This window comes from Falsiroseomonas sp., from assembly GCF_041690465.1.
Lineage (GTDB): Bacteria > Pseudomonadota > Alphaproteobacteria > Acetobacterales > Acetobacteraceae > Falsiroseomonas.
Window position 1 is genome coordinate 1 of sequence record NZ_JAWLHG010000025.1, and the last position, 16,905, is coordinate 16,905.

Below are 16,905 nucleotides of genomic sequence, written 5' to 3' on the forward strand. Positions count from 1 at the left end.
AAAACACCGCACCCAGGCCCTCATCGCCCTCGCCAGACGACGCGTCACCGTCCTCTGGACCATGCTCCACTCGCGCCAGAACTTCGATCCAACCCGAAACGCCGCTTGACTGGCGCATTACGCAGCTCTCCTCCTGCACCGCCGGCGCGCCGGACACGCGGTGCCCTCCGCCTACAGCGCCATCTCGCCCTCGGCTGGGGTTGCGCCCGCCTTCTTCGGCTCGGGCAACTCGGTCATGGTGGCTTCGGTGAGCAGCAGCACGCTTGCCACCGAAACGGCGTTCTCGAGCGCGACGCGCACGACCTTCGTGGGGTCGATGATGCCGGCCTCCACAAGGTCCACATACTCCTTGCGGGCGGCGTCGAAGCCCCGGTTGCCCGCGCCCTCCATCATGCGTGACACCACCACGCCGCCATCGGCGGCCGAGTTCTCCGCGATCTGCCGTGTCGGCGCCTCCAGCGCGCGCTTCAGGACCTGCACCCCGGTCCGCTCGTCGCCCGCGCAGTTCTGCTCCTCCGCCGTGACGGCTTCCATGCAGCGCAGCAGCGCCAGGCCGCCGCCGGGGACGATGCCCTCGGCTACCGCGGCCTTGGTGGCGCTGATCGCATCGTCCAGCGCCTCCTTCTTCGCCTTCATCTCGGCCTCCGCCGGCGCCCCGACGCGGATCACCGCCACGCCGCCGGCGAGCTTGGCCAGGCGCTCCTGCAGCTTCTCCCGGTCGTAGTCGCCCGTCGCCTTCTCGATCTCGCGGCGGATCTCCTTCGTTCGCGCCTCGATCGCCGCGCGCTCGCCGCCGCCGCCGATGATGGTCGTGTTCTCCTTGTCCACCACCACGCGCTTCGCGCGGCCAAGTTGTGGCAGGCGCGCGGAGTCCAGCTTCAGGCCGATCTCCTCGGCGATGACCATGCCGCCGGTCAGCACCGCCATGTCCTGCAGCATCGCCTTGCGGCGATCGCCGAAGCCGGGCGCCTTCACGGCGCAGCTCTTCAGCCCGCCGCGGAGCTGGTTGACGATCAGCGTCGCCAGCGCCTCGGCCTCCACATCCTCCGCCACCACCAGCAGCGGGCGCCCGGCCTTCACCACTTGGTCGAGCAGCGGCAGCACATCGTTCAGGTTGCGGATCTTCTGGTCCGCGAGCAGGACGAAGGCGTCCTCCAGCTCCGCCTCCATCCGCTCGGCATTGGTGACGAAATAGGGGGAGAGATAGCCACGGTCGAACTGCATGCCCTCGACCACCTCGAGGCTGGTCTCGGTGGTCTTCGACTCCTCCACCGTGATGACGCCCTCATTGCCGACCCGCTCCATGGCGTCGGCGACCAGCTCGCCGATCGCGGGATCGTTGTGGGCGGAGATGGTGGCGACCTGCGCCTTCTCGCGACGGGTTTCGACGGGGCGGGACAGGCGCTGCAGCGCCCCGACCGCCGCGCGTGTCGCGCGGTCCAGCCCGCGCTTGAGGTCCACCGCGCTCGCCCCGGCGACGACGTTGCGGATGCCATCGGCCAGGATGGCGTGGGCGAGCACGGTGGCGGTGCTGGTGCCATCACCCACCGCATCGCCGGTCCGCTCGGCGGCCTGTCGGAGCATCTGGGCGCCGAGATTCTCCTCGGCGTCCTTCAGCTCGAACTCCTTCGCGATGGTCACGCCGTCGTTGCAGACGATGGGCGAGCCCCAGCGCTTCTGGATCAGCACGGATTTCGAACGCGGGCCGAGCGTCACCCGGATGGCATCCGCGAGGGCACCGGCGCCACGCAGGATCTTCTCCCGTGCGGCGGAGCGGAACAGCACCTGCTTGGCGGGCATTCCTGCCTCCGTTCAGCTGTTGTCGCCGGTTTGGCGCCCGGTCGTCACGAGCCTTGCTTGATGTCGATCTTGCGCTGCTGCGCTGCCGCCTCGGCCGTCTTGGGAAGCGTCACCGTCAGCACGCCCTTGTCGAAGCTCGCCTCGATCCGCTCGCGGTCCACGCCGCGCGGCAGCTGGAAGGAGCGACGGAAGGAGCCGAAGCGGCGCTCCGAGAGGTGGTAGTTCTCCGTCTTCTCCTCGCGCTCGTCCTTCTTCTCGCCTTTGATCGTCAACACATCGTCGGAAAGGGCGAGCTCGACGCTGCCGGCGTCCATGCCCGGCAGCTCCGCCTTGATGCGGAACTCCTTCTCCGCCTCGACCAGGTCGATCGCCGGGACGGCGAGGCCAAAGCTGCCCTCGGGCCGCCAGAGCGGCTCCGGGCCGGCCTCGGCGCCGCGTGCCGTGCCGCCCGTTCCCATCCCGCGCCAGAAGCTGTCGAACAGCCGATCCACTTCGTTCCGAAGCGCGACGAAGGGCTGCCAGACGCTCTCCGGGCGCACACCGCCCGCCTGCGGGGCCTTCTGCTCCGTCTTCGTCACGCCCTGAGTCTCGCTCATGATGCGCATGCTCCTCCCGCTGGACCGTTCGGAGAGCACGTGCCGGGTGCCGCACGCGATGTCCTCCGCCGGCAGGTAAGTCTAGCCCGCCAGCAGGCGGGTTGACTCACGTCAAGTAGACAGGCGCTCGCGCATCACGGAGAAGCGATCCCGGGTCACGTAGCCAACCAACCCCGCTCAGCGCAGGCACGGTTGCCGCACACATGCCAGCCGTGTCAGCTCCACCGCCTCGCGCAGTCCCGGGTCGCGGATGGCGGCGAGGATTGTCTCTGGCATGTACTCGCAGCCCGGCGATCCCTCTGGCCTTATCGGCAGCCCCCGGGTTCCCCCGGCGAAGTCCGTCTCTTGCGGACGCTCGCGCGGTAGCCGTCGCCGCTGCGCCTTCAACGCAGCACCTCGAAGAAGCCGGTCTCCTCGTCGAGACGCGCATGCTCCATGGCGCGGAAGTCGTAGCGGGAGACGACGCCGAACACCCTTCCGTCGCGGCAGACCGGCAGGTGCCGGAAACCGCAATTGTCCAGCAGCCGCAGCGCCTCGATCGCCGATTGCTCGGGCGCCAGGGTCACCGGCTTGGCGGTCATCACCTCGCGCAGCTTCGTGTGGCGCGCGTCGCATCCCTGCGCGAGGCAGCGGACCGCGTCGCGCCCCGTGAAGATGCCTGCCAGATGGTCACTCGCCTCCGTCACCAGCACGGCACCGACGCGGCGCTGGTACATCGCGGCGCAGGCCTCGGCGACAGTCGCATCCGGGCGCATCGAGAGGGGATGCTGGTCTCGAATGATCTCGGCCATGGTTCGGCTACGCATGATGATCCTCCAGTTAAGAAGGCGCGGCCTCGGCCTGACGAGGCTCGCTGCCAACTCCTTTCTCGACCCGCGAGCCCCCTACTGCGCTGCTCCGGATGAAGTCTGCACCCGGCTCCGGACCGACCGGGCCATGCCTCACCAGCTTGTGACCGCGTTTCGGTCCAGGTGCCCAGCCATCCGGTCATTGCACATGCACCGCGCGGCACCGGCGCACGCAGCGAGGGTGGTCACGTGCCGGTCGCTGCTGGCCCCTGGTGTGAAGCAATCGAGGCGATGACCTCCTCGTCGCTGAGTTGGTGGAAGTCGCGATAGAAGGCTCCGATTCCGAAGAACAGCTCCGCTTCGAGAAGGCAGACGATCTCGTCGACCTCGCCCCGGAGCGCCTGGAGCGTCTCGGGCGGTGCCACCGGCACGGCGAGCACGAGACGGGCGGCGCCACGCCGCCGCAGCGCGTGCAGCGCGACCCGCGCGGAGGCTCCCGTGGCGATGCCATCATCAACCAAGACCGCCGCTCGGCCTGTCGGGTCCATCGGCGCGCGTCCAGCCAGGTAGCGCGCGCGCCGCCTCTCGATCTCGGCGAGTTCGCGCCGGCGCGCGGCGGCGATGAAGGCGCTGGTTGCGCCGGTCGCCGCGACGATGTCCGCATTCAGGACGACCTCGGGGTTGTCGCCATCCACCACGGCGCCGATCGCCAGTTCCGGCTGGCCCGGAGCGCCGATCTTGCGGACCAGCACGAGATCCAGCGGGGCACCGAGCGCGGCGGCCACCTCGGCGGCCACCGGCACGCCGCCGCGTGGAAGCGCGTAAACCACCGGATCCCGCAGCCGCAGCGCTTTCACGCGCTCCGCCAGCAGCCGACCCGCCTCGGAGCGGTCGGCAAATCGGGTGAGCTCAGACCGGAACATCGCTCGCCTCGGGCGCAAGCCAGCGCAGGAACCAGGCAGCGGCGAGGCGGCCGACGCGCTCCAGCGCACCCGGCTCCTCGAACAGATGGCTCGCGCCGGGAACGACGGCGAGTTCGGTCGCGCATGTCATCCGGCTGCGCGCCCGGGCGTTGAGCTCCAGCACCTCCCGGTCCTCGCCACCGACGATCAGGAGGGTGGGTGCGGCGACACGCGCGAGGCTTGCCTCCCCGGCCAGGTCGGGCCGACCGCCTCGCGACACGATGGCGCCGACATCCGCCGGGCGCGCGGCGGCCGCCACCAGCGCAGCCGCGGCACCGGTGCTTGCGCCGAACAGGCCGAGCGGAAGGTCCGCGGTCGCCGGGTGGCCGGCGATGAACTCCATCGCATCCCCGAGCCGCTGCGCCAGCAGACCGATGTCGAACACGTTGCGCCGGTCTGCTGCTTCATCCTCGGTCAGCAGGTCGAAGAGCAGCGTCGCAAGGCCGGCGTGGTTGAGAGCGCCCGCGACCTGCCGGTTGCGCGGGCTGAGCCGGCCGGAGCCGCTGCCATGGGCGAACAGGATGACGGCATCGGCTCGGGCCGGAAGCTCGATCGTGCCCTCCAGCCCGGGCGGGATGATGACGCGTTCGGCGCGGCTGACAGCGGGACGTGAGTGGCTCATGGCATTCTCCCTCTGCTGGTCTGCCCGGCGGCGCAGTCGGCTAGAGAGATTGCACCGTGGCATCGGCTCCTGCCGGCCCCAGCTGCAACCGGTTCTCGATGCGCTGCACGCCGGCGACACGCTCGGCCAGCACCTGCATCGCCCGCCGCGCCTCCTCCGAGCGGCAGTAGCCTTCCAGCCGCACCACGCCTGCAGCGACCGAGACGATGGTCAGCCGTGTGTCGGCCCAGGGCTGCCGGCGCATCTCCTCGAGGATCGCACGGCGAATACGTTCGTCCGCGGTCTCGGCGCCGAGCGCATCCGCTCCGACGACCGCCTTCAGCAGATCGGCGCGCGAGACGACACCGATCAGGCGCCCCCACCGCATTACCGCCACGCGCCGGATACGTCGCTCGCGCATGAGCTGCGTCGCCTCCTCGGCTGGCGCATCCTCATCCACGAAGACCAGCGTCCGGCTCATCACGTCCCGGGCGAGCCGCCCATGTGCGCGGGCATAGCGCGCCGCCGCACGGTCCGGATCAACGAGGTGCCGCTCGAGCCAGCCGAGGTCCGCCTCCTCTCCCTCGGGGGCCAGACGGCGCACCAGGTCTGCCTCGGTGACGACACCGACGGGGGTGCCATCCGCATCCACCACGAAGACACCCGACACGTGCCGCTCCGCCAGCAGTCGCACCAGTGCCTCCACGGGCATGTCGGGCGGCACGACGACCGGATCCGAAGTCATGAGATCCTTGACCTTCATGCGTCACCTCCATTTCCCGACGCAGGACCGCGGACGCAATCGGATGGCTCAGTGCGACATCAGGACAGGGACAGTCATCTGGCGGAGCAGCGTGCGCGTCACGCCGCCCAGCACCAACTCGCGGATGCGCGAATGCCCGTAGGCTCCGACGACGATGAGATCCGCGGAGAGTTCCGCGGCGCGGTTGAGGATGGTTTCGCCCGCGCTGATCTCAGCTGCGTCAGTCCGCTCGACGGTCACCGGTAGCCCATGGCGCGCGAGATGCCGCGCGATGTCCGCACCCGGCTCCTCCCCGTGCGAAGCGATGCCGGGGCGCGGGTTCACGGCCAGCACGGTGACGGTTTCCGCTCCGGCGATCAGTGGCAGGGCGTCATGCACGGCACGCGCAGCCTCGCGGCTGGCATTCCAGCCAATGAGCACGCGCCGGCCGACCGCGTCGAAGCGCCCCGAATGCGGCACGACCAGGACAGGGCGCCCGGAGGAGAAGAGTGCCGCCTCGATCACCGCGCCGTCGGTCTTCCGTGCGCCCTCGAAGTCTTCCTGGCCCACCACCAGCAGGTCGGCGTAGCGCCCGTGCAGGGCTACCTGCTCCGGCACGAAGCCCTCGATCAGGCGCCACTCGCCGGCAATCCCGTCACTCCGCAATTGTTCAAGGAAGGTCGCTTCGACGCCGCCGGCTGCGGCAATCGCATCCTGCCGCATGCGTTCCAGCATTTCGACCATCAGCGCGGCGCCGCTGCCGGATTCACCGACGACCAGCGGAAGCAGGATGTCGTAAACGTGCAGCCCGGTCAGATGGGCCTGGTGCCGTCGTGCAAGATCGGCGGCAAGCTGGAGGCGGTGCCGCCCCTGCTCCGTCGCATCGAGGTGCACGAGGATGTCCCTGATCTGCATGGCTGCCTCCCGCCGACCTTCGTGCGCAGCCCTCTGGCGGCCATGGGTGTGCGCTCCTGAGCTTCGAGAATATCATAGGGCCCCGCCGTGCGTTGGACTTGACCTGGATCATCACGCAAAGGGGAGCCAGCCTCGCGGCAAAGCGGGTGTGCAGTCGTGAACGGCCCGAGTTCGCTCAACGGCGCCACGGATGTCGCGGAGAAGGTCGCCTTCCTGCGCTCGCCCGCCTCCTACCCGCACGCCTGCGGCGCCGTCGAAGCGCACGAAACCCATATGTCCTGGGTCTTCCTTGCCGATGGCTTCGCCTGGAAGCTGAAGAAGCCGGTTCGCTATCCGTTTCTCGACTACCGCGCGACGGAGCAGCGCCGCCACTTCTGCGAGGAGGAGGTTCGCCTGAACCGCCGGCTCGCGCCCGGGGTCTACCTTGACGTCGTCCCGCTGCTGCGTCGCCCCGACGGGAAGCTTGGCATCGGCGGCTCGGGCCAGGTCGTGGACTGGCTCGTCAGGATGCGACGCCTGCCGGCTGGGCTGATGCTCGATGCCGCGATCGAGAATGGGACGGCGACGCGGGCTGCAGTCGCGCGCGCGGCCGGACATGTCGCGGCCTTCTACGCCGCCGCCGCGCCCGAACCCGTCGCGGAAGCGGCCTATCTCGACCGGTTCCGCCACGAGCTCGCGCTGAACCGCCGCATCCTGCACGACGGGGCCTACGGACTGCCGCAGGAGACGCCCGCCTCGGTACTTGGGACGCTCGACGCCTTCCTTGCCGCGGAGGCCGACCTGCTGCTCGCGCCGCTGCGGTCGGGCGGCGTTGTGGAAGGCCATGGTGATCTGCGCCCGGAGCATGTCTTTCTGGGGGACCCACCTGCGGTGATCGACTGCCTGGAGTTCGATCGCGCGCTGCGCCTGCTCGACCCCTTCGAGGAGATCGCCTTCCTCGCCATGGAATGCCGCGTGCTTGGCGGCACCTGGGCGGGCGGCCTCTTCCTGCGTCGCGTCGCGGCCGCCCTCGGCAGGCCGCCTTCCTTCCGCCTCCTCGCCTTCTACACCGCCTTCCGCGCCTGCCTGCGTGCGCGGCTGTCGCTGGCACACCTGCAGGAACCGGAGCCGCGCGAGCCGACGAAATGGCAGCCGCGCGCCCAACGCTATCTGGCGGAGGCCGAAGCAGCCTGCGCCAGACTCAACCGCCTTCGACGAGGTCGGTGATGGAGCCACCCTCGTGCAGCCGCCGTATCGCCTCCGCGAAGAGCGGGGCGGCGCCGAGCACCTCCACCCGCGATCCGATCAGCGCCGGCGGCAGGCGGAACGGCGGCACGCTGTCGGCGACGAGAACCCGCTCCAGGGCGGGCGAGCCGATCGCCTTCGCGGCGCCCCCGGTGAACAGACCATGCGCTGCCACCGCGATCACCCGCACCGCGCCCCGCGCCAGGCAGGCCTCGGCGGCGCGCGACATCGTGCCGCCGCTGGCGATCAGGTCGTCCACCACGATGACGGTGGCGCCGGCAACCTCACCGACCAGCAGATCGCCGCTGACCACGCCGCCGCTACGCCGCTTCTCCATGAAGGCGGCGCCGACCTCGCGGCCGAGCCGTCGCTCCAGATGCTCGCGGAAGAGCTGCGCGCGCTTGACGCCCCCAGGGTCGGGCGAAGCGACGACGAGCGGGCCTTCCAGGTCGGCGAGACGCGGCGCGAACAGGGCACGGCCGTCGAGATGGACGGTGCGGCAGCGGAATGCATTCTCGAAGGCGACGATGTTGTGCACCTCGAGCGTCACCACCGCATCCGTGCCCACCACTTCCAGGAGCTGGGCGACATAGCGCGTGGTGACCGGATCGTGGGGCTTGGTCCGGCGGTCCTTGCGTGCGTAGGCCAGATAGGGGATCACAGCCGTCACGCGTGCCGCGCCGGCATCGCGCAGGGCGCCCAGGAAGAACAGTAGCCGACAGAGCTTGTCGTTCGGGCTCGCCGCCGGGCCGCCATGCAACGAGTGCAGCACGTAGGCGTCGCCCCCGCGTACCTCCGCCAGCGGCCGCGCCTTGTGCTCGCCGTCCTCGAACTCGCGCTCCTCGTGCGGCGCCAGCGCGGTGCCGAGTGCCGCAGCGACACGCTTGCCAAATCCGTGACTGTCGCCGAGCGCGAATACGTGCATGGCAGCCTCCCCGCGGCAGCACCAGAAGATGGAACAACGCGCCATCAGGGGAATGGAGGCCATGCCGCCCGGCCAGCCCGCGCCGCCGGCGCAGCCAGAATTGTTCGCCGACCTCTACGAGCTGCGCATGGCCCGCGCCTATCACGAGCTCGGGATGCGGGACGAGGCAGTGTTCAGCCTGTTTGTCCGGCGACTACCGCCGGCGCGCAACTACCTGCTGGCCTGCGGCGTCGAGGACCTGCTCGACATCCTCGGCGCCCTGCGCTTCGGGCCGGAGAGCGTCGACTATCTCCGCTCGCTGGGCGAGTTCCCGGAGGCGTTCCTGGCCTGGCTCGCCGGGTTCCGCTTCTCGGGCGCCATCCGCGCCGTGCCGGAGGGCACGCCGGTCTTCGCCGAGGAGCCGCTGCTCGAGGTCGTGGCGCCGATCGCGGAGGCGCAGATGATCGAGACGCTCGCGATGAACGTGATCGGGGTGCAGACACTGCTCGCCTCGAAGGCGGCTCGCGTCGTTGCGGCGGCGGCAGGCCGGCCGGTGGTGGATTTCGGCTCGCGCCGCGCACAGGGGATGGACGCTGCGGTGGCCGGCGCGCGGGCCTTCCACATCGCCGGCGTGGCTGCCACCTCGAACCTGCTCGCCGGGGCCCGCTATGGCATCCCTGTCGCCGGCACCATGGCGCACAGCTTCGTCCAGGCCTTCGACAGCGAGGCGGAGGCCTTCCGCGCGTTTGCGCGCCTCTATCCCGAGACCATCCTCCTGGTGGATACCTACGACACAGCCGAAGGCGTCCGCCGCGTCGTGGCGCTGGCGCGGGAACTGGGTGACGCCTTCCGCATCCGCGGCGTGCGGCTCGACTCCGGCGACCTGCTCGCCGTGTCGCGCGAGACGCGCGCCATCCTGGATGCGGCAGGGCTGCAGCGGGTGCAGGTCTTCGCCAGCGGCGGCCTCGACGAGGCTAAGATCACGGGCCTGCTTGATGCCGGCGCGCCGATCGACGCCTTCGGCGTCGGCACCGAGATGAGCGTCTCGGGCGACGCGCCGGCGCTCGACCTGGCCTACAAGCTCACCTGCTACGCCGGCGTGGGGCGGACGAAACTCTCGGCCGGCAAGCGTATCCTGCCGGGCTCGAAGCAGGTGTTCCGCTGCACGGAGAACGGCGTGGCGGTGGGCGACACCATCGCCCGCAGCGATGAGCGCCTTCCCGGCACGCCCCTGCTGCGCCCCGTCATGCAGGCAGGCGGACGGCGCCTGCTGCCGCGCCCCTCTCCGGCGGAAGCCCGTCGCCTGGCCGAGGCAGCGCGCATGGCCTTGCCGGCGCGCCTGCGGGCGCTGCACCCGGCCGACCCGCCCTATCCCGTCGCGATCAGCGATGCCCTTGCCGCCGAGGAACGCGAGGTTCGCGCGCGCGCCGCCAGCATGCTCCCTTGAGGTCGGGCGGTCAGACGACGTGCGCGCCGGCCGCCTTCATCTCGGCCAATGCCCGCGCGCCGGCTGCGGCCTCGACGGGGCGACTTCCGTCGCGGATCAGCCGCACCTCGAAGCCCTCGCGCAGCGCATCGAGCACCGTGGCGCGCACGCAGACGTCGAGGGCCAGGCCGCCGACCCAGAGGCGGCGCACGCCGCGCGCCCGAAGCGCCGGCGCCAAGCCTGTCTCGTCGAACGCCGAATACTGGTCACGGTCGAGCCGCGTCCCCTTGGCGACGTAGATCGTCCCGGAGGGAAGTTGGAGTGCGCCGTGGAAGGCAGCGCCCGGCGTATCCTGAACGCAATGGACGGGCCAGGGACCGCCGCTCTCAGTGAAGCTCATGTGCCCGCCGGGATGGAGGTCGCGCGAGGCGATGACCGGGACACCCGCTCGAGACGCCGCCTCGATCCAGGCATTGAGGACGGGCACCACGGTATCGCCGGCCTCGACCGGCAGCGCGCCGCCCGGGCAGAAATCCGCCTGCACATCCACCAGCAGCAGCGCATCGCCCTCGCCGAGTGCCGGCGCCGGCCCGGCGGGTGATGTGGCGGAGTTCACAGCGTGCCACCGATGCCATAGGCGTAGGTCGGCCGCCAGGGACGGCTGTCGTCCTCCACGGAGCGCACCCCCTCGATGCCCTCGATCAGCACGCGTACGGCGCGCTGCGCCTCGGGCGAGGTGTGGAAGCCGTGCAGCCGCACGATGCCGTTCTCGACCTCCACCGTGAGATAGTGCACGTCGGCCCAGGGCTGGCGGCGCAGCGCCTCCGTGATGGATCGCCGCAGTCGTGCGTCATCCACGGCCGTGGCTCCATGGCGCCCCGGCGTCAGGAGCGCGAGGAGGAGATCGGCGCGGGAGACGATCCCGCGCAGCGTTCCGTCTGCGCCGACGACCGGCACGCTGCGCACGTTCCGCTCCTCCATGAGGCGCGCGAGGTGGTCCGCCGTCGCATCCTCCGGGACCGTCGTGACCTCCCGCGTCATCACGTCGCGCGCCCTCAGCCCATGCGTCCGTGCGTAGCGTTCCGCCAGCGCGCGCTCGTCGGCGAAGAGGGAGGCGAGCCAGCCGGGCGGCGCCTTGTCCCGTTCTGCCAAGCGGCGGATCAGGTCCAGCTCGGCCACCACGCCGAGCAGCCGGTTCGCCTCGTCCGTGACCGGCACGGCCGAGATGCCGGCCTCCGCGAGGACCCGCGCGACGGTCGCGACCGCCATATCCGGCGGAACCGCCACTACGTCGCGCGTCATCAGATCGCCCGCGATCATCGCCTGTCCCTCCTCGGCCGCTCGTCCCGGAGCAGCACGCTCCGACAGACCGGCGCCTAAGGGTGATCTGGCGGAGTAGAGACGCCGCTTGAAGGTCTTCACGCACGCGTGCTGCGCCGGTGCACTGCTGGGCCGGCGATCTCGCGCACCTGTGCACACCCGTGTTCGCCTTGTATCGGAAGCGGTCTGGCTGCTCGATGGTGGCGCGGAACGCCAGTTGGGGCAGCGGCCCGAGGCCCGGCACCGTCATCAGGCGCCGGCACGTGGGCTCGTCGCGCAGCTGGTCGAGCACGCGCCTGGTCAGCCGCTCGACCTCCTGGCGCGTCACCTCGATGACCGACAGCATCAACCCGGCAAGGCCCGCCAGCACCGGGTCATCCATCGACACCACCGACCAGCCGAAGGCCGTGCCCAAGCACGCGGTGATCGGTGATGCTGCGCGTCCGGCGATGAACACACATCCGGGCCGAGCGTTTGCGCAACATGCCAAATCGCCCGGCCGCCCAGCCACGCAGCACCGCCGACCCGCTGACAGCCTACCGCGCCAAGCGGGACTTCGCGACCAGCCGGGAGCCGCGGGGGCATGCGCCCCGAAAATCCGCGAAGGAGCTCCGCTTCGTCGTCCAGAAGCACGCCGCATCCCGCCTGCACTTCGACCTGCGGCTTGAACTCGACGGTGTCCTGAAGTCCTGGGCGGTCACCCGCGGCCCCTCTCTCGACCCTGCCGACAAACGCCTGGCCGTCGAGGTCGAGGACCATCCGATCGAGTATCGCAGCTTCGAAGGGACGATTGAGGAGGGCTATGGCGCCGGCACGGTGATGGTCTGGGACGAGGGCAGCTGGGAGCCAGCACCCGAGATTGCCGATGCCGCCGAGGCCCTGGCCAGGGGCAACCTCAAATTCGTGCTGCACGGCCATCGCTTGCGTGGCGGCTGGGACCTGGTGCGGATGAAGCCCCGGCCGAAGGAGCGCCAGCCGCAATGGCTGCTGTTCAAGCGCCGCGACGAAGAGGCCCGTCCCGGTGGCGGCACGCAGCTGGTCGAGGAGGCCACCACCTCCATCCTGTCGGGCCGGACCATGGAGCAGATCGCAGCCGGCAAACCCGGCTCTGCCGCGAAGGCCAGCGGCAACGGCCGGGCGAAGGCGGCGGCCAGCACCGGCAAGCCCGCCGCCGCGAAGCCCGCCGGGCGCACGAAGCGGCCGCGCACTGCACCGCTGACCTCCTTCGTCCCGCCGATGCTCTGCAAGCTGGTGGACCGTGCGCCGGAGGGGCCGGGTTGGCTGCACGAGATCAAGCTGGACGGCTATCGGATGGAGGCGATCATCTCTGGCGGCAAGGCGCGCCTGCTCACGCGCAACGCCCATGACTGGACCACCCGCTTCCCCGAGACGGCACGGGCGCTGTCGCAGCTGCCGGATTGCATCCTGGATGGCGAACTGGTCGCGTTGGATGCGGAGGGCAACCCGGACTTCGCCGCCCTGCAGGCCGCAATGGAGCAGAAGGCGACCCGCGCGCTGACCTTCCACGCCTTCGACGTGCTCGCCATCGGTGGCGAGGACCTGCGCGCGCAGCCGCTGACCAAGCGGAAGGACCGGCTGCGCGACCTGCTCGCGAACCCGCCGGAGGGCATCCGCACCGTCGAGGCATTCGACCGGCCGGGTGACGCGGTGCTGCACTCGGCCTGCCGGTTGGGCCTCGAGGGCATCGTCTCGAAGCGCAGCGACTCGCCCTATCGCGCGGGCGACCGCGGCGGCGACTGGGTGAAGACCAAGTGCCGGGGCAACGACGAGTGCGTGGTGGTCGGCCACGGCGCGGGTGCAAAGGGCCGCATGACCCTGCTGCTGGGTGCCTGGCGCGGCGGGAAGCTGATCTATCTCGGCCGCGTCGGCTCCGGCATCGGCGAGCGCGAGGCAGTGCTTCTCGGCAAGCGCCTCGCGCCGCTCCGCCGCAACGAGCCGCCGGTGTCGAATCTGCCGGCACGGGAGCGGCGCGCCACGACCTGGGTGGAGCCGCGTCTCGTGGCGGAGATCGACTACACGGGCTGGACCGCCGACGGCCTGCTGCGGCAGGCCTCCTTCAAGGGTATCCGCGAGGATAAGGATGCGGGCGAAGTGAGCGTTCCGCGCACCGGGGAGCCGCCTGCACCGCCACCGTCGAAGTCATCGGCTCGCCGGCCGGCCGGCACCGCGATCACGCTCACCAACCCCGACAAGCTCCTCTGGCCGGAGGACGGCATCACCAAGCGTGGGCTGGCCGACTACTACGCCGCGGTCGCGGAGCCGCTGATGGCCTATGCCGGCGGGCGTCCGCTCTCCCTCGTCCGCGCACCGGATGGCGTCCACGGCCAGCGTTTCTTCCAGCGCCACGCCATGCCAGGCACCTCCAGCCTCATCCGCCTGGTCGAGGTCGCCGGCGAGAGCAAGCCGCTGCTCGCCGTGGATCGCCCGGAGGCGCTGACGGCGCTGGCGCAGGCGGGCGTGCTCGAGATCCACCCCTGGGGGTCGCGCGTGGGCGATGAGGAGCATCCGGACCGGCTGGTATTCGACCTCGACCCTGCGGAGGACCTTCCCTTCGCCCGCGTCGTCGAAGCCGCGCAGGAACTGCGCCAGCGGATTCAGCAGCTGGGCCTCGGCGCGTTCTGCAAGACCACCGGTGGCAAGGGGCTGCATGTGGTGGTGCCGCTGAAGCCAGTCGCAGGATGGCCGGAGGCCAAGGAGTTCTGTCGGGCGATGGTGGAGGTGATGGCCGCCGACAGCCGCGACCGCTTCACGACGACCATGGCCAAGCGCGCCAGGATCGGGCGGATCTTTCTCGACTACCTGAGGAACGACAGGGGCTCGACGGCGGTGGCGGCATGGTCGCCTCGCGCGCGGCCGGGCGCGACCGTCTCCATGCCGATCGCGTGGCGGGAGGTGACGGCGAAGCTGGATCCGGCGGCCTTCACCATCGCCAGCGCGCCGGGCCGGGTGAAGCGCACGGATCCCTGGGCGGACTACGCCGCGGCCGCGCGGCCGCTGCCGGAGTTGCGCTGATGAACGGGTCGCGGCGCCGCTCACGCGGCGGCGCTCGCGTCCGAGCGATCCAGACCCCGGGGATCCCGCAGGGTGCTGCCCGGCGCCCAGTCCTGCAGCTGCTGGGCGACCGAAGCGGCCGGCCCCTCCTCGCCCTGCCGCGGTAGCGCCTGCGCACGCAGCCAGGCGGGCGGCGCCGGCCGGTCCACCAGCACCAGGTCGGTCTCGGCGAGCGGACGATCGTCCAGCCAGCGAGCCCAGAGGGCGGGCGGCAGCAGCGCCGGCATCCGCTCATGCGCCGCAACGAGGGTCTCGTTCGCCTCGGTGGTGACGATGGCGAAGACAGGCCCGCCGATCTCGTCGCTCCAGATGGCCGCCATCGCCAGGGTCATGTCCGCGACCACCGTGACGCCGATCCGCGACCGCTTCACGCCCCGCTGCACATAGCCGCCGACCGGCACCAGGCAGCGCAGTCGCCGCGCCAGCCGCTTGCCCTTCAGCTGGTCCGCCCGGACATGCAGCACGCGCCGGCGCGGATCCGACGCCACCGGCAAGCCCCAGCGCATCGCCGCCGGCACCACCTCGCCCGTGGCGAGGTCGCGCGCCAGGACCAGGCACGGATCGCCGGGCCGCCGATGGTGGGGCGGAACGCCGATAAGCTCGGGGTCACCCTGCAGCACGCCGCGGGGCACGTGAGCTTTCCTTGCGAGGAGACGATCGGTCCTCCCCTCGCCCGCCCCCCTTCGCGGCCTTCGATGGTTGCTTCTCCGCGGCTGCCCGCTTCGGCGCGGCGTCCTGCCGCCGCGGTCGCCTCGCATTCGCCTCTACGTCGCGCGGCGGCGCCTTCAGCGATCTGCGCAGCGCCTCCATCAGGTCGATGACATTGCTCTCGCTCGGGCCTGGTGCCGGGCGATGCACCGGGGCCTCGCCGCCCGCCTTCGCTTCGACCAGGTCGCGCACCGCCTCCTTGTAGCGGTCGTGGAACTCGGCCGGGTCGAAGGGACCCTTGGCCTGGGAGATGATCTGCTTCGCGATCTCGACCATGCGCCGGTCGATCTTCACCTCGGCGATGTCGTCGAAGGCGTCCTCCTCGGACCGCACCTCGTCCTGGCTGTGCAGCGTGCTCAGCAGCAGCCCGCGGCCGCGCGGCTCGATGGCGACGATGCGTTCGCGGTTGCTCATCACCAGCCGGCCGAGCGCGACCTGCCCCTCCGTGGCCATCGCCTCGCGGATCACCGCGTAGGGATCCTGTGCGGGCTTGCCGTCCGGCACGAGGAAGTAGGGCTCGTCCCAGTAGAGGCGGTCGATCTCCCGGCCATCCACGAACCGCTCGATGTCGATGACCTTCGTGCTCTCCAGTTTGAGCGCCTTCAGTTCCTCGTCCTCGACGACGACGTAGCGGTCGCGCTCCACCTGGAAGCCGCGCACCAGGTCCTTGCGCTCCACGATGCCGTCCGCGGGATCCTTCCACATCTGCTTCACGCGGTTGAGCGTCTCCTTGTGGAGGAGGTTGAAGTGAACCGCGTCGCCCTCCCCCACGGCCTTGAACAGCCGCACCGGACAGGTGACGAGCGATAGTCGCAGATGCCCCTCCCATGTCGGTCGTGCTGCCATATCCGTGCTCTCGCATCTTGTCGGCGGGAGAACGGGGTGTTCGATCGGCGGGTTTCGGCGGCCGTTCCGCAGCAGCATGCATTGGCGCGCTTCGCATGCTGCATGCGCTTCGTGCGCTAGGCCGCTGGACTCGCGACGCCGGCGACCTGCGCTGCCGAACCGGGGCTCGTTCCGCGATCAACACTGTGGATATGTGGATGGAGAGCGGATACGGGCCTGGAATGGCACCTTTTCCGGCGCGACGGGATGTGCACATCGGCGTTGCGCTGACGAGCAGAAAGAGGTCGCCATGAACCGACTGCCGAACCTCACGATCGCGAGACTCCTCGATCACACCGAGGCGCTGCTGCTGCGCAATGCCGCTCAGCAGGCTTTTCTGCCGCTGCGGGCCTATGTCGCGGATGCCGTGGGCCGCGTGACGGCGCTGGAGTTCGATGCGCCGGCCGAGGCGGCCGATTATGAAGTTCTTGGCGCGATCCTCGGGGCGGAGATGCGGTCCCGCGGCGCCGCCATGGCGGTTCTCCAACTCTCCACACCCGGTGACGGCACGAAGGCCGAAACCCTGACGCTTGTCGGCTTGGGAGCCGCTGGCGAGGAGATGCAGCGGCGGATATTCACGGTGGAGCGCAAGGCGAACGGCCGGATCACGCGCCTGCATGGCCAGCAGGTCCGCACCGACCGCGGAGGCACGACCGCTTGCCAGAGGATCCGCGGGCCTCGCCATGGCGCGGCCGCCACGCCGGCCTGCGCGCGCCGACCATGATGAGGCTGTGTGGGCCCGCGCCCGAGCAGGCGCATCGCGCCGCCGGCCGACATGACCTGGCTGAAGCTGCAGGATGGTGGCGGCGAAAGCGACGACGCCAATGTAGTTTCTGGCGGTCGTCTTGTGGCGAGTGGCCAGCGCACTCGACGGTGCGTGACAGTCGGCGGGTTCTGCCAAGCCCCGGGTCCGTCCCGTTCGCCATCACCTCGTCGTCACTCCGGCGATCTCCGCGAGCTGG

At 70.6% G+C, this 16,905-nt stretch carries 16 protein-coding genes; 4 read left to right on the plus strand and 12 right to left on the minus strand.

Annotation, left to right across the window (positions count from 1 at the left end; genetic code table 11):
• Positions 1–171: 171 nt before the first annotated feature.
• The 7 genes from groL to ACESM1_RS20315 form a co-directional block, all read right to left on the minus strand.
• Positions 172–1,800, minus strand: coding sequence for a chaperonin GroEL (gene groL / locus ACESM1_RS20285; protein WP_372623025.1), 1,629 nt, complete (start codon positions 1,798–1,800; stop codon positions 172–174).
• A gap of 44 nt (positions 1,801–1,844) precedes the next feature.
• Entirely contained in the window at positions 1,845–2,396 is a 552-nt protein-coding gene (locus tag ACESM1_RS20290) for an Hsp20/alpha crystallin family protein (protein ID WP_372623026.1), read from the minus strand.
• 383 nt (positions 2,397–2,779) lie between these two features.
• Positions 2,780–3,202 carry a CBS domain-containing protein gene (locus ACESM1_RS20295; RefSeq protein WP_372623027.1) on the minus strand — a complete coding sequence of 141 codons (423 nt, stop codon included), beginning with the start codon at positions 3,200–3,202 and terminating at the stop codon, positions 2,780–2,782.
• 227 nt (positions 3,203–3,429) lie between these two features.
• Positions 3,430–4,041, minus strand: coding sequence for a phosphoribosyltransferase (locus ACESM1_RS20300; protein WP_372623028.1), 612 nt, complete (start codon positions 4,039–4,041; stop codon positions 3,430–3,432).
• Between the two features lie 52 nt (positions 4,042–4,093).
• Positions 4,094–4,768 carry a dienelactone hydrolase family protein gene (locus ACESM1_RS20305; RefSeq protein ID WP_372623029.1) on the minus strand — a complete coding sequence of 225 codons (675 nt, stop codon included), beginning with the start codon at positions 4,766–4,768 and terminating at the stop codon, positions 4,094–4,096.
• Positions 4,769–4,808: 40 nt separating this feature from the next.
• Positions 4,809–5,510, minus strand: coding sequence for a CBS domain-containing protein (locus ACESM1_RS20310; RefSeq protein WP_372623030.1), 702 nt, complete (start codon positions 5,508–5,510; stop codon positions 4,809–4,811).
• Positions 5,511–5,558: 48 nt separating this feature from the next.
• Positions 5,559–6,404, minus strand: coding sequence for a universal stress protein (locus ACESM1_RS20315; RefSeq protein ID WP_372623031.1), 846 nt, complete (start codon positions 6,402–6,404; stop codon positions 5,559–5,561).
• Between the two features lie 156 nt (positions 6,405–6,560).
• Between ACESM1_RS20315 and ACESM1_RS20320 the strand changes: the two genes are divergently transcribed.
• Complete coding sequence (locus ACESM1_RS20320) at positions 6,561–7,610, plus strand: hypothetical protein (protein ID WP_372623032.1); 1,050 nt, start codon at positions 6,561–6,563, stop codon at positions 7,608–7,610.
• Here the strand turns inward: ACESM1_RS20320 and ACESM1_RS20325 are convergent.
• Positions 7,585–8,553: a ribose-phosphate diphosphokinase gene (locus ACESM1_RS20325; protein ID WP_372623033.1), complete on the minus strand. Its 969-nt coding sequence runs from the start codon at positions 8,551–8,553 to the stop codon at positions 7,585–7,587. The two genes, ACESM1_RS20320 and ACESM1_RS20325, sit on opposite strands and share 26 nt — an antisense overlap.
• 28 nt (positions 8,554–8,581) lie before the next feature.
• On the opposite strand from ACESM1_RS20325, the gene ACESM1_RS20330 reads away from it, so the two are divergent.
• A complete protein-coding gene (locus ACESM1_RS20330; protein WP_372623034.1) occupies positions 8,582–9,979 on the plus strand; it encodes a nicotinate phosphoribosyltransferase in 1,398 nt (465 codons plus the stop codon).
• A 10-nt stretch (positions 9,980–9,989) separates the two neighbouring features.
• On the opposite strand, the gene ACESM1_RS20335 is transcribed toward ACESM1_RS20330, so the two are convergent.
• Together ACESM1_RS20335 and ACESM1_RS20340 are read right to left on the minus strand one after the other, a co-directional pair.
• Positions 9,990–10,574: an isochorismatase family protein gene (locus ACESM1_RS20335; protein ID WP_372623035.1), complete on the minus strand. Its 585-nt coding sequence runs from the start codon at positions 10,572–10,574 to the stop codon at positions 9,990–9,992.
• Positions 10,571–11,278 (minus strand): CBS domain-containing protein, encoded by a 708-nt coding sequence (locus ACESM1_RS20340; RefSeq protein WP_372623036.1) that lies wholly within the window; start codon positions 11,276–11,278, stop codon positions 10,571–10,573. The genes ACESM1_RS20335 and ACESM1_RS20340 overlap by 4 nt, the downstream gene beginning before the upstream one ends.
• 483 nt (positions 11,279–11,761) lie before the next feature.
• On the opposite strand from ACESM1_RS20340, the gene ligD reads away from it, so the two are divergent.
• Positions 11,762–14,311 (plus strand): DNA ligase D, encoded by a 2,550-nt coding sequence (ligD, locus tag ACESM1_RS20345; RefSeq protein ID WP_372623037.1) that lies wholly within the window; start codon positions 11,762–11,764, stop codon positions 14,309–14,311.
• Positions 14,312–14,331: 20 nt separating this feature from the next.
• Here the strand turns inward: ligD and ACESM1_RS20350 are convergent, their stop codons facing one another.
• Together ACESM1_RS20350 and ACESM1_RS20355 are read right to left on the minus strand one after the other, a co-directional pair.
• On the minus strand, positions 14,332–14,982 hold the full coding sequence (locus ACESM1_RS20350; RefSeq protein ID WP_372623038.1) for an SOS response-associated peptidase family protein: 651 nt from the start codon (positions 14,980–14,982) through the stop codon (positions 14,332–14,334).
• A complete protein-coding gene (locus ACESM1_RS20355) occupies positions 14,957–15,904 on the minus strand; it encodes a Ku protein (RefSeq protein ID WP_372623039.1) in 948 nt (315 codons plus the stop codon). The genes ACESM1_RS20350 and ACESM1_RS20355 overlap by 26 nt, the downstream gene beginning before the upstream one ends.
• 289 nt (positions 15,905–16,193) lie before the next feature.
• Between ACESM1_RS20355 and ACESM1_RS20360 the strand changes: the two genes are divergently transcribed.
• Positions 16,194–16,667, plus strand: a complete 474-nt coding sequence (locus ACESM1_RS20360; RefSeq protein WP_372623040.1) for a hypothetical protein — start codon at positions 16,194–16,196, stop codon at positions 16,665–16,667.
• Positions 16,668–16,905: the final 238 nt, after the last annotated feature.